The sequence below is a fragment of the Enterococcus sp. DIV0210g genome, from assembly GCF_050559705.1.
GTDB lineage: Bacteria > Bacillota > Bacilli > Lactobacillales > Enterococcaceae > Enterococcus_B > Enterococcus_B faecalis_A.
In genome coordinates this window covers 373,040-385,771 of sequence record NZ_CP187903.1, presented here as the reverse complement: position 1 = coordinate 385,771, position 12,732 = coordinate 373,040, and the positions used below count along the sequence as shown (strand labels likewise).

Here is a 12,732-nt window from a genome sequence, read left to right as displayed (position 1 = left end):
CCTTCCCCTCCTCTATCTAATTAAATCAATGTTTTTTTATGCGGAATAATACATGCTGCTTTTTCAATCACTTGGATATTGTCATACATGTCCATGACCTCTTGATAAATCTCTGTATCTAGATCACTCACGATGATTTTTTGAAATGTTTTTCCTGTTAATGAAGAAACAAAGCGAACATAATAAACAGCTAACATTTCTTCTAAAATAAAGTCATTTTCATCTATACCTTCTAAAAACCTCGCGGGCAAATGGCCTTCATACAAATGTTCTGCCTTGATAGTCGATGTTTCCAAACCCAACTGCTCATATAAATCGTGTGGTTTCTTATCCATATCTGTGATGATTATTGATTGAAAATCTTGTTTTCTAAAGTCTTCTTTTTTGTCAAACGTATAATAAATATTACAATCCTTAAAATTCATTTTGTTAAATGCAACCCACCTTGTTTAAAGTCATTATTATTTACATAACAGCTAACTTATAAAAACAGAAGAAATACAATATTTTAGTTTCTTGTAATGTTTCTATGAAAGCATTTTTATTTAAAAGAATAAATTTACACATAACTTAGATAGTGTTAGTATACATTGACGCAACTACTTGATTTTCTCATCTTTTTTTTAAAATCTTCAATTAAAAGAGAACGAAAGAAGGAAAAAATATGATCAATCATTTTATTTCAGCCGCAAATACTCATAAATTAGAGATTTTGCGGGAATTGATCAATTCGGACCAAACCTTACATGAACTAGCAGAAACTTTGGATATTTCTACAAATACGGTAAAGAGATATATCAATGAGCTCAATAAAGAATTAGCTGATTTTTCTGTCCATCATATCCAAAAAAATGAGGATCACCGCTATCGGCTTGCTGGCGATAAACAGACAGCTTGGGAAACTTATTCAAAATCTCTGTATTTTTACGGTCTTTCTTCCCTCACTTTTCAGCTTTGTCAATTATTTATAAGTCACAAACACTTAACCTTAACTAAAATTTGCGAGGAGCTCCATACAAGTGTTTCGCATGCTTACCGAATCATCGGAAAATTGAATACATGTTTATCGGCTTTTCAGATCCAGATTACTTCGAATTCAGAGGCTGTCTATTATTTCAAAGGAAAGGAACTAAATATCCGAATTTTCTTGTTTCACTTTATTTCTCAATGTATACCTTCTGATGTTTGGCTTTTTCCAATTGTTGATAGACAAGAAGTTCAGCAGAAAATAGCTGCTGTTTTCGATACTTCAGTGATGAGTACGTCTACTTACCATAACCTTGTCTGCTTTCTTTCGATCATAAAAAATCGAGTTTCCGGAAAACGTTTCTTACCAAAAATCAATGCGCTGCATCAAGGCATATTTGACTACTATGCCTTTCTTTCGTATGATCAAGTCAGTCAATTATTGCCGGAACAACTTGATAAAAAACATTTGCAAAAAGAATATTTTTATCTGAATTTTTTTATTCGTATCTTTATCCCTAGTGTAATCAACGAAACCAACTTTATCGAACTTGGAAAGCAGATCCATGAATCTCGTAATCCGTTAACCACTTTTTTCAATGGGATGCTGACCGATTGGAAGAACCAGTTTGCGCCGCAGATTCCTGATAATCAGTATTATTATTTTGTTTATAATGCAACCCTTATTTATAATTTGTCGATTCTTATCTATATTGATTTGTTATTTACTTGGGACTTGAATTATTTTTCTGCTACTTTTATCAAAAACGCCGATCATTTCTTAATGGAAAAAATCAATGCTTTAGTGGATCGGCATGTGAAAGAATGCCAAACAAAGGATTTGGATAAAGACTTTTTCTACCAGCATCAGTTTTCTTATCTTTGCAATCTGTTATATATAGAAACAAAAATGCTGTCCTCTCCAGTTGTGACAATCCATGTTTCTTTTTTTAAAGATTATCATGCGATCGAATTTATCAAAAGTAAGATCTATTCTATCTACAATAACAAAATGATCCAATTTACACATAGCCCAATTCTTGCTGATCTTGTCATTACTGACAAATATGAATTAGCAACGGTTGCTGGTGAACATCTGGCCATCAATAATTTTTTGGAACCTTCAGAATGGAAGATGATTTTATCGAAAATCAACCAGCAGATCGTCGAAAAAATGGATCATGCTCAATAAAAAACTCCGCGATTCATAGTAGCGAATCGCGGAGTTTTTTAGTTTTCTGCAAGTTGCTGGTAAAGAGGGCTTAATTCTAATAATGCTTGACTGATTTTTTGCTCAACTTGTTCTACTTCTGTTGGACGGAAATAAAACTTGCCCAGCTGGAAGCTTCGATCTTCCAGCTGCTGATGGAGCGCTTGTTGTTTGTTAGGATTTTCCAGATACTCTTTTAAAGGAAGATGATCTTTGAATTCTGATTCTTGCTGCGGCCAAATATAGTAATCAGAAATATCTGTTTTTTTGCTCCATTCTGTCAGCTGTTTTAATAAAGCATTGTATGTTTCTACTGTTCCATTTCTTTTTTCACTTTTATAGTGTTGGAACATCAAATAGATTTGCAATTGCTTCTTGTTCAATAAAACAGCTAAGCAGGCATTTTCGTTCTGTCTGTCATCACTGCGATAAGCACTCCAAAAGTGATTTCTCAAATTCCAGCCGTTCGTCCAGCTTTCGATTTTAGGTTTTGTGATGTTCAAACTTTCAGATACTGACTCGTTGGCTAAAAGCTGCATTTCTTTCCATTTCGTCCAATGCTTTTTATATAAGGTTTTGATTTGTTCGATCTCAGCTTCTGTACGCTGCTCTTTTAATTTTTTGAAGGTAAATTCTTCTTGATCAAATAATTCATAGTCTGCTTTCGTCAAATCCATTTCGTACGCGTGTGCTCCTCTGTAGTTTTTATTTCTTATCTTACTGCTGCTTCTTTACTTGTTCAATAGCTGGTTATGTAAAAAACACTTATCTGGATCGATCAACTGATCCAGACAAGTGTTTTTAAAAGTTTATTTTAATACATCATTCAATGCTTCGCTCATTGTTGGATGAGAATAAATATGGTCACGCAGCATTGTATATGGCAAGTTGCCTTTCATTGCTAAAGCAATCAAGTTGATGACTTCATGAGATTCTTCTGCATAGATACTTGCTCCTAAGATTTGTTCTGTTGTTGGATCAACCAACACTTTGAACATTCCTTTTGGATCTTCGAGTACTTGCGCTTTTGGCACGCCGCCGGTCATGAATTTGAATAGTTTGTAGTCTACACCTTGACGTTTTGCTTCTTTTTCAGTCAGTCCGACATTTGATAATGGCGGAGTGATAAAGACACTGTAAGGTACTACTTTACGATCAGAGATTCTTCTTGAACCGTCTCCTTGCAATTGACTCATAATGATTCGGTAATCATCTAAAGAGATATACGTAAATTGTAATCCGCCTTTGACATCTCCAATTGCCCACACGTTTTCTGCGCCTGTTTTTAATTGATCGTCTATGATAATACTGCCGCGTGCGTCTACTTCGACATTTGTGTTTTCTAGTCCTAAGTTTTCTGTATTTGGTTTTCTTCCTGTAGCAGCAAGGATTTTCGCAGCTTTCACAGTTTTAGCTTCGCCGTTTTCAGTATAGGCTACTTGGACAAAATCTTCTCCATCTGTAACTTCATCTACTGAAATGCCTAAATGGAATTCGATTCCTTTGTCTGTTAAATCTTTGTAGATCATTTCAGCAATATCGTCGTCTTCACGAGCAATAAAGTTAGGATTTGCATCTAAAACAGTGACTTTTGTACCATAGCTTGCAAACATAGAAGCAAATTCCAAGCCAATGTAACCCGCTCCGATGATTACTAATGATTCAGGAAGCGTTGTTTGATCCATTGCACTTGTAGAATCTAATAAGTAGCGGCTTTCGCGTAATCCTTGGATTGGCAAAATAACAGAAGTTGCTCCTGTATTGATGAAAATACGTTCTCCTTCTACTTGAGTTGTTGTGCCATCAGGTAATGTTACTTCTAATACATGGTCAGAAACAAATTTTGCCGTTCCGTCCATCACCGTTCCAGTTTCTTCATCGGCAATCATGTGATAGTTTTTGTTACGCAACATGCCTGTTAATTTTTCTTTGTGTTCGACTGCATCTGTAAAGTCAAGTTTTCTTTCACCATTGATAATCAATGATTTTGAAGGAATACAGCCGACATTGATACAAGTTCCTCCATACATGCGTTGTGATTTTTCGATCACTAATACGGATTCACCTTTAGATGCTAGGTTTTTTGCTAATGTTTTACCGCCTTTACCAAAGCCGATAACAATATTTTTATATTTTTCCATGAGACTGCCTCCTATTTTTGTACCGTTCGGTAGGTACATTTAGTATACAACAGAACACGAAAGAAACAAAACTTTTTGCTTCTTTCGTGTATTCGTTTTTGATTATTCTTACTGATTTTCGATCCATTCCATTTTGTTCAATACAGGATTCAAGATTTCAGTCATTGTTGGATGCGTATAGATATGATCTCTCAATATTTCATAGTCTGCGCCTAATTTGATGGAGACAGAAAGCAAGTTGATCATTTCAGGAGATTCACGGCAGAATAATTCTGCACCAACGACTTTATGGTCTTCATTGACCAGGATCTTGACCATTCCACGAGGATCGTCGTAGATTCTTCCTTTTGGCAAAGCAGCGATTTTCATTTGTGATTTACCATAAGGACGGCCAGTTTTTTGAAGTTCTGCTTCACTTAAGCCTACTCTAGAATAAGGCGGGTTCAAAAATGCCGTTGTTGCAAAATCGACTTGCTGATCAAGTGTATGAGAACCATCACCATATAACTGATTTTCAATGATTCGTGCATCATCTTGAGAAATATAAGTAAATTGCGGTCCGCCTTTGACGTCACCAACTGCCCAGATTTTTTCAGCAGTTGTTTTTAATACGCGATCAACGATTATCCCACGTTCGTTATATTGGACAGAAGTATTTTCCAAACCTAGTCCGTAGACATTTGGTTTTCTGCCAGCAGCTACTAAAATCAAATCAGCTTCTATATTTTGTGTCGTTCCTTCAGCTGTAAGCGTCACAACAGCATGAGTTGCTTTATCTTCTATTTTTTCAATTGCAGCAGAATGGATTCGTTTGATTTTATCTTGATCGAAACTTTTGGCGATTTCCACTGCGATATCAGGATCGGCTTGAGGAAGCAATGTTTTTCTTTGATCAATAACTGTTACTTCACTGCCGAAATTTCGATAAATAGAGGCAAATTCCAACCCAATATAGCCGCCGCCGATGATCACAAGTTTCTCAGGCAATTCTTTTTGTTCCATCAGTTCTGTACTGTTTACGACAAAAGGGCTGTCGATACCAGGAATAGCCGGCATATTCGGCTGGCTGCCCGTATTGATAAAAATCCGATCACCTGTGATTTCTTCGGTTTCACCGTTTTTCATGGTTACAAGAATCTGTTCATCATTTTGAAAAACAGCTTGTCCATTGATAACATCGATTCGTTCTTTGTCTGCTAGATTATGCAGATTCATTTCTCTCAAATCACTTGTTAATTCATTTTTTCGGCTGATTGCTTGGCGATAGTTGAATGATTTGCTGCCAACGATGCGCTGTTGTGAGGCTAGATAAAGATTTTTTGACGGAATACAGGCTTGATTGATGCATGTTCCGCCATAATTGTGGTCATCTTTTTCTATGAGTATAACTGTTTCGCCTTTTGCTGCCATTTTGACTGCTAACGTTTTGGCTGCCTTCCCAAAACCGATAAAAACGTTTTGTGCTTGTTTCATATCCGCGCACTCCTTATAAATTTTTGATTAACCTCTTCCACCTTGGAATGAAGGATACAATGTCATACCGCCGTCAACAAACAATGTGATACCAGTGACATAGCTTGATTCGTCTGAAGCAAGCCATGCTGCAACTGCTGCGACTTCTTCTGGTTTACCGATTCTTTGCATAGGGATCATACTTGTTGTTGTTTCCAATTTTTCAGGATCAGAGAATTTTTCTGCGTTGATGGGTGTATTGATTGCGCCAGGTCCGATTGCATTTACACGGATATTTCTTGCTGCATATTCCATGGCTACTGTTTGGGTAAATAATTTCACGCCGCCTTTTGAAGCTGCATAGTGAGCAAATGTAGGCCAAGGGATTTGTTCATGGACAGAAGACATGTTGATGATGTTTCCTTTGACGTCATTTTTAACAAAATAAGCTAATGCTGCTTTTGTACCAAGAAATACGCCTGTTAAGTTTACGTTGAGGACTTTTTCCCAATCTTCTAAAGAAAGTTCATGCGTTTCATGCTGGTTTTCCATTCCGGCGTTATTGACCCAAACATCTAGTTGTCCGTACGTTTCGACAGCTGCATCCAGTAAGGTTTGGGCGCCATTTTCTGAACCTAGATCTGCTTGGACAGCGATTGCTTGGCCGCCGTTTTTGATAACTGCTGCAACAGCTTCGTCGGCTCCTTTACTGTCAGAATGATAATTGATGACAACATTCATTTTTTCTTTACCGAAACGTTCAGCGATTGCTGTTCCGATCCCTTTTGAGCCGCCAGTAACAACGGCAGTTTTGCCTGTCAATTCTGTATACATCCTAAATTCCTCCTATTTTTTAAACTGTTTATTTTTTTATTGATAGTAAAAAATCTGGTACACTCCAGTCGCACAATCAACACTCATAAACAGATTTTTTGATATTCATTAATAAATAAAATTGTTATTTTTTATCTTTTGTTAGATACACTTTTTATTATAGAGATTATCATATAAATGGAAAGCAATTCGACCTGAAAAGGCTCCGCTTACGCTATTAGACAGTTTTGCAAAAAAGCCTTGAGCGAAAAACAGATAACCGTTTTTTGACCAAGACTTTTTATTGATGTTGTGTTTTCTCTGAAAGAAGCGGTATTGTTAAAGCATTTCATTTGAAATGAAAGACGACATGTTTAGTTTTCTTCTTTTTTCTTTTTGTTTTTGGCTAAGAAAATGAACAGAATCAAAATCAAAAGAACCAAAAGTCCAATAATGAAATACAATAGATAGTTTTGTTCTTTTTTGACTGTGAAGACTTTATTGTTTACTTTTTCGGCTGCTTCTTTGGTGATTTCAAACTCATCTGTAAATGTCCAATGATGGTTTTCTTTGTCATCGACAGCGATTTCTAAACGATATTTTCCAGCTTCCAGCGGTTTTGTATGACCAGCTTCGCCATTAAAAAGCTGTACATCCACAGTAGAATCAGGGGCGATTCCGCCATCCTTGACTTCTCTTGTGATGACTGGTTCTTCTTCGCCTTCTTTATAGATTTTTCCTACAAGATGTGCGTTGCTGATATTCATTGGCTGGGTATTTTTCAAGGTAGCGATCAGCCCTGCATTTCGTGCAATCGACTTCGCTTCGATCCCTTCGTAGGTCAAATCTGGTTCGACTTTTGTATCATTTTGAGAAAGCATTAGGCCAACCACATAGGCATATTCACTAAAAATCGCTTGATCACTTTCTTCTTTTTCTTCTGTGAAATCTTTTTTGACTTGGATACCGCCTAATAAAATACCATCCCATTTTTCTTTAGGAACGTTGATCTCGATTGAAACAAGCCCCGCTTTTTTTGCTGGAATCTTGATTGTTTCAGGATAAGAGACATAATTTGAGATTGGCAGATTATTTACTGATTTGTCAGGAAGGTCTTTTACGCCATAATCAATGGTCACATTTCCTGTTGTTTGTGCTGTATTTACACTGATATCGTATGTTTGTTCTTTATCAGAATAATTGTTTACTTGCAATTGGATCGTTTCTTTTTGTCCTGGTGACACGCGTAAATCATAGAAACTCTTTTCTTTGTCTATCTGGTTATCTGGTAAAATTGCTTTTACGCTGTAGTCAGCTCCGCCGGTTTCTGCTTCTTCACCAAAAATCGTTTGTGATGGATAAATAAATGCAATAAGTGCGAATAAAACAATAAATACGTTCGTCTTTTTCATATAAAATACCTCTTTCTTTCAGGATAAAAAGGAGCAAGGAGCCGCGGCATAGACCGCAGCTCCGCTTCCTTTACAACATTAAACTGCTGCTGTTGCTGTGTATGTGATTGTTCCGTTGTACGTTTTTACTTCCAAGTTGTTATTGGCAATTGTTAAAACTGGGTTGTTCAATGTGTAATCTTTTGTTCCGACTGGTGTTGTTGCATTTTCAGTGACTACTGTTCCTGGTGCAGCTAAAACTTCTGTACCGTCGATTGTCAAAGATGTGCCAATACCGTCAAGTTGTGTAGCAGATGCGTCGATTTTCCAAGCGCCTGCTTCTACTGCGTTATCCCAAGCTGCTGTTGCTGCATCTACTAAAGCTTGGTCGGCTCCTGCTGTTGCAGCTGTAGCGATTTGTGCTTTAGCATCTGTGATACTTTGTGCTGTAGGACGTGTGTCTTTGATTTGCAATGCTGCGTCAAATGTTCCGTCAAATGTTGCATTTGTATCTGCAATGCTGTCTAAGCTGTGTGTACCAAAGTCGATATTTGGTACATTTTTGAATGTAAATGCACCTGGATCACTTGGTAGTTGTGTTGTTGGATCTACTGTGTAATCTGTGATTTCCAAAGTTGTTGTTCCTGGATCACTTTGTACGTTCAATTCTGCTGCCATTGCTGGTGTTGATACTGTTAAAATTGTTGCTCCTGCTAATAATCCACCTAATACTCGTAATTTCATTTTAAATTCCTCCATTTTTTTACCTGATTTTATTAAGTCAAATTGGCATTGATTAAGCGCCAATGGCTTGTCGTTTGATAGTTGCCGACTGGATTTCCTTTGCCGTATGCTAAAGATATTTTTTCTTTAGGAATATGGTAAACGACCCAGCCTCTGTTTTTTTGTCCAGTTGAGGTAATGACTGTAGCGTATTCGCCTGTATCAAAATCTTCTTGATACGTTTTTCCAGTCAATCCTGATGCTGCATCGGTTGAAGCTGTTTCGAAGGTTCCTTTGCCTAGATTCAAGACGGCCTCTTTTAGTTTTCCTCCGTCTTCTTCTTTGAAGGATTCGATCTGCAGCTGTAATTCCCAATCTGTCGGGTTTTTTCTTGCATCCAAGATACGGATCGTCAAATCATTTTCTGCTTGGTGTTTTCTGTTTGTTTCTGTATCTTGATGCGTCCCAAAATACAAATCATTGATTTCATAGATTCTTGGTACATCTTCATCTAACGGAACAATCGTTAACGCGCTTCGCCCAGTACCGCTGTCCGCTATGTCCGCTTTTACCTCTGGTGCGAATAAAAATGTGCCTGCTGTTCCCAGAGTTAAGAAAAGTAAAAAGTATAAAAAGTTATTTTTCATCTTTCTTCTCCTTTTGACGTCGAAAAATCAAAAGAACGAGTACAATCAATGCGAGGCCTAGGAGCAGCCACCAAATAGTTGCTGCTTCATTGGTTTTTGGGAACATATCTATCAAGCTTTCTTTTACACCTTGCAGGTCAAACCACCCGCCAGATTTTCCAGCTTCCTCATGTGTGATCGAAAGATAATCTTTCGTGTCGAGGTATGCTTTTGAGGAAGGTGTTTCTGCGGCATAGATTTTTTGTGAAAGTCCCATTAAAAACATTGCTGTCAAACCTGCCGCAACGATTGTTCTTTTGACCTTTTCCACTAAAACCACCTCCTTAAATGAATTGTCATGGTGCATCACTGATTGTCCAAGTAATCGTTCCTTTGTACTGACCTGTATCATTTTGATCGGATAACGAAAGTAATAATCCTTCCGATGATGAATACGCATGTGTTTCATTCAAAGATAACTGCTGATTTGCTAATGGCTGTTCTGTACCAGAATCTTTGAAAGTGAAATTCTCTTTGCTGATCACTGTCCCTTTTTCATTCACGATATCGGTAGCCGAAGCAACGATTTTGGCTGTACTGTTATCTTGTGTTGTATCTCTGCCTTTGATCGTCATGTCTTGCAGACGGTTTTGAGCTGTTTTTTCGTCTGGCAGCTGCGTTTTATCAAAGGACCAGTCATAGTTTTCTGTCACGATCTCAAATCCTTTGTAACCAGCTACGTTGAACGTAATCGTCTCTTCATCACTCAATCCATTTGCATCCGTGATTTTCAAAACAGCAATATTTTCGCCTCGATGATAAAATCCGCTGCTTAAAAGATCGATTTTTCCAGTGTCGCTCCATTGCTGATTGGTTGCAATTGCATCAGCCAGAGTTCCTTTACCAGCACTTTTACCATTGATTGTTATTTCGTAGTTTAGTTCATTTGACGCAGCATCTAGATCTTCATAATCAAATTGAAGTCCGAAAGTGTCCACGAAATCGGTTAGCTGATCACTCGGAGCAGCTGCCAGACGTTTGATATTTGGCGCTATCGGTGCATTTTTTATCCAAAAATAAATCGAAGTACTTTCGACACTCGTTTCAGTTGTATCTGTGCCGTATTTTCCTGTCAACTGGCTGTAAAAAGAAGTTTGATGATCGCCAGACGATTTTTTCGTTGGCAGATTTGTTGTAAAAGTTACTTTTTGGCCTTTGTTGATTGTCACCCCACTTAAAGAAAGAGCGATATTTCCATTTGGATCGATTGTTGCAGATGTTTCTTGTAAAACACCGTCGTCGATTTTATACGAAACTTTTATCGTTCCATCTACCGGGATGTCGTAATATGTTGGGTCGACTTTTCCTGTCCATTTTGAAAGAGAAAATGTTCGCTCACTTTCTTTTAAATGAAAAACTGTTTCAAAATTTGCTGGTGATGCACTTGTAATATATTTATCTGTTAGCGGGGTATCTTTTCCTGTTTGAACAGATTGGTTATTTGTATCTTTGACATCATTGATCAAATCCAATTGCGCATCTGATGGCGTTTCAGTAAAGACAAAATCCGTCGTTCCTTGCGCGCTCCCATTTGCTGCTGTAAATCCCCAATACGCTTGGTTGTTGTTACTTGCTAATGCAAGGTTGGTACGCAGCTCAGATTCACCGATAGTTACCGGCGTTGTTTGAGAACCATTTGCAGGATTGACCAAATAATAAGTCATACCCGCTCCGACTGTATAATTAAAACGAAATTCATACCAGCCGCTGCTGATTCCTGAAAGGGATTGGACACCTTCAACATTTGGAGAACTATAATGCCGGACTCGCGCATTTCGTACAACAGCTGGGAAAGCAGTCCAACCACTAGTGTCTCCAGCATTATCTTTTAGCGGAACATACGTATTCGGGTTACCAGGAAAAGAATACGCCATATGCGCTGCTTCCGAATCAGTTACACCCGTTCCAATATCAAAGGCATGTCCGCCGGTACTATCCAACGCATTTGCCTGGGTATTGCTCAAGCTGGCTTTCATATCAAATTCGACAGCTACTGAATTTTGGACAGCTTCGCTTTGAGGGCCTTTGTTTCGTCCATTATTGGTTCCATAAACACCTAAGTTCTGTCCATCACTGCTTCTTTGCGCTTGAGTGATTGCAGTTGTTTTTCGAGAATCATTGTGCATGACAAAAGCTAATCCATCTGAATTGGCTTTATCAAATTTGATATATGTGCGTCCTTTGAAATTTGAATTGAAATTCAATTTACTGGATTCATTTGACCAAATCGAAAGCCAGTTTTTACTTCCGGAAAGTTCAACCATATCGTAAGGACGATTATCATTTGTTCCGTCAACTGGATTTTGCGGCTTAACTGCTCCAGATCCTTGACCACCGTTTTGGTTCACTTCTGCAAAAAGTCCTGTTAGTTTTTTTGCTCCAAAAGGAATGGAAGAGAGCCCAGCGCCTGTTAAACTTTGGGGAATGACGCTTCTGGCCGATCTTGACGAAACAGCTGCTTTTTGTTTTTCTGCTTTCGTTTCCGCAGTTGTTTCTTTGGCTGCTTCACTCGTTGTTTCCGAGGTTTCAGCAATTTGGTCATTTTCAGAACTGTTTGTCTCTGTTTCGGTGTCATTTGAACCGCTAACAGATGAAACAGTACTTTCTGATGCGCTTTCTGTTTGATTTTCTGTTGAAGTTTCAACAACCGATTCTTCTGTTTCATTGGGGAAGTCAATGGAATAAGTAACATTTTCCGAATCGCCGATAGGAACTATTTTTTCTGGTTCACTGTCTTGCTGCTCGCTTAATCTTGTCCAAAGTTTCAACGTGTAGTTTCCAGCATCTTCTGGTATTTTCGTTTGAAAATGGATCGTTGCTTGATCCTCTGTATTTGTGTGACTGCCGATTCCTATCCAATCATCTTTCAATCCTTCAAGCGTTTGATCCTCTTCTCCGAAATCAACAACTGCAGTTTGATCATTTTTATCCGTCAGTTTAAATTGCATCTGGCGCAATACTTCTGGATCAGCAATTTTTTTGAATTTCAGTGTCCAATTGACGATCTTGTTTTCTCTATCGGCTTGATAAGATAATTCAGATTCTGCTTCTGGGCTTTTAACAGCCGGAAATACTGCACTGTCTGCAGCTGTTTCCGCAGCAACTGTTACTCCGGCCTCTAAACCGATTGAACCTGCCAGCATAGCAGACATCACTAAATGCAGAACGTTTTTGGAAGAACGCAGCATATTTGCTCCACTCCTTTCAATAATTTTCTAACTAACTTACTTACAAAAAGTAACCAAACGTGATTACAGAATGAATTATGCAGTGTCTAGACACCTCCCGTCAATTTCTTTTTTTCACTTACCGAAAAGAAAAAAAGAGATTACGTTGTTATTCAATATTCC

At 38.0% G+C, this 12,732-nt stretch carries 11 protein-coding genes; 1 reads left to right on the top strand and 10 read right to left on the bottom strand.

The genetic code is table 11. The annotated features are described in order from the left end of the window. Nucleotides 1–20 precede the first annotated feature (20 nt). Nucleotides 21–425 (bottom strand): hypothetical protein, encoded by a 405-nt coding sequence (locus IGI64_RS01900; RefSeq protein WP_429939307.1) that lies wholly within the window; start codon nucleotides 423–425, stop codon nucleotides 21–23. A 239-nt stretch (nucleotides 426–664) separates the two neighbouring features. On the opposite strand from IGI64_RS01900, the gene IGI64_RS01895 reads away from it, so the two are divergent. After that, entirely contained in the window at nucleotides 665–2,158 is a 1,494-nt protein-coding gene (locus tag IGI64_RS01895; protein ID WP_429939306.1) for a helix-turn-helix domain-containing protein, read from the top strand. Between the two features lie 38 nt (nucleotides 2,159–2,196). Here IGI64_RS01895 and IGI64_RS01890 read toward each other — a convergent pair whose 3' ends face one another. The 9 genes from IGI64_RS01890 to IGI64_RS01850 all read right to left on the bottom strand — a co-directional run bounded on the left by IGI64_RS01890 (nucleotide 2,197) and on the right by IGI64_RS01850 (nucleotide 12,570). Then, nucleotides 2,197–2,853, bottom strand: coding sequence for an HI_0552 family protein (locus IGI64_RS01890; RefSeq protein ID WP_429939305.1), 657 nt, complete (start codon nucleotides 2,851–2,853; stop codon nucleotides 2,197–2,199). Between the two features lie 132 nt (nucleotides 2,854–2,985). Next, the gene (locus tag IGI64_RS01885) at nucleotides 2,986–4,317 is read right to left on the bottom strand and encodes an FAD-dependent oxidoreductase (RefSeq protein ID WP_429939304.1); all 1,332 of its coding nucleotides are present in this window, start codon (nucleotides 4,315–4,317) and stop codon (nucleotides 2,986–2,988) included. Between the two features lie 108 nt (nucleotides 4,318–4,425). After that, nucleotides 4,426–5,790, bottom strand: a complete 1,365-nt coding sequence (locus IGI64_RS01880; RefSeq protein WP_429939303.1) for an FAD-dependent oxidoreductase — start codon at nucleotides 5,788–5,790, stop codon at nucleotides 4,426–4,428. A gap of 27 nt (nucleotides 5,791–5,817) precedes the next feature. Next, a complete protein-coding gene (locus tag IGI64_RS01875) occupies nucleotides 5,818–6,603 on the bottom strand; it encodes a glucose-1-dehydrogenase (RefSeq protein WP_016625102.1) in 786 nt (261 codons plus the stop codon). A gap of 353 nt (nucleotides 6,604–6,956) precedes the next feature. Beyond that, entirely contained in the window at nucleotides 6,957–7,994 is a 1,038-nt protein-coding gene (locus tag IGI64_RS01870) for a DUF916 and DUF3324 domain-containing protein (RefSeq protein ID WP_429939302.1), read from the bottom strand. A 78-nt stretch (nucleotides 7,995–8,072) separates the two neighbouring features. After that, entirely contained in the window at nucleotides 8,073–8,717 is a 645-nt protein-coding gene (locus IGI64_RS01865) for a hypothetical protein (protein WP_429939301.1), read from the bottom strand. A 32-nt stretch (nucleotides 8,718–8,749) separates the two neighbouring features. Next, nucleotides 8,750–9,343, bottom strand: a complete 594-nt coding sequence (locus IGI64_RS01860) for a WxL domain-containing protein (RefSeq protein WP_429939300.1) — start codon at nucleotides 9,341–9,343, stop codon at nucleotides 8,750–8,752. Continuing rightward, entirely contained in the window at nucleotides 9,333–9,653 is a 321-nt protein-coding gene (locus tag IGI64_RS01855) for an LPXTG cell wall anchor domain-containing protein (protein ID WP_429939299.1), read from the bottom strand. Before IGI64_RS01855 ends, IGI64_RS01860 begins: the two co-directional genes overlap by 11 nt. Before the next feature lie 25 nt (nucleotides 9,654–9,678). Further along, complete coding sequence (locus IGI64_RS01850) at nucleotides 9,679–12,570, bottom strand: hypothetical protein (protein ID WP_430596471.1); 2,892 nt, start codon at nucleotides 12,568–12,570, stop codon at nucleotides 9,679–9,681. Between the last annotated feature and the right edge of the window lie 162 nt (nucleotides 12,571–12,732).

Bases quoted from the DNA above. Each gene is read 5' to 3' on its own strand.
- IGI64_RS01890 (WP_429939305.1), bottom strand. From the start codon at position 2,853: ATGGATTTGACGAAAGCAGACTATGAATTATTTGATCAAGAAGAATTT.
- IGI64_RS01885 (WP_429939304.1), bottom strand. From the start codon at position 4,317: ATGGAAAAATATAAAAATATTGTTATCGGCTTTGGTAAAGGCGGTAAA.
- IGI64_RS01860 (WP_429939300.1), bottom strand. From the start codon at position 9,343: ATGAAAAATAACTTTTTATACTTTTTACTTTTCTTAACTCTGGGAACA.
- IGI64_RS01880 (WP_429939303.1), bottom strand. From the start codon at position 5,790: ATGAAACAAGCACAAAACGTTTTTATCGGTTTTGGGAAGGCAGCCAAA.
- IGI64_RS01865 (WP_429939301.1), bottom strand. From the start codon at position 8,717: ATGAAATTACGAGTATTAGGTGGATTATTAGCAGGAGCAACAATTTTA.
- IGI64_RS01870 (WP_429939302.1), bottom strand. From the start codon at position 7,994: ATGAAAAAGACGAACGTATTTATTGTTTTATTCGCACTTATTGCATTT.
- IGI64_RS01850 (WP_430596471.1), bottom strand. From the start codon at position 12,570: ATGCTGCGTTCTTCCAAAAACGTTCTGCATTTAGTGATGTCTGCTATG.
- IGI64_RS01900 (WP_429939307.1), bottom strand. From the start codon at position 425: ATGAATTTTAAGGATTGTAATATTTATTATACGTTTGACAAAAAAGAA.
- IGI64_RS01875 (WP_016625102.1), bottom strand. From the start codon at position 6,603: ATGTATACAGAATTGACAGGCAAAACTGCCGTTGTTACTGGCGGCTCA.
- IGI64_RS01895 (WP_429939306.1), top strand. From the start codon at position 665: ATGATCAATCATTTTATTTCAGCCGCAAATACTCATAAATTAGAGATT.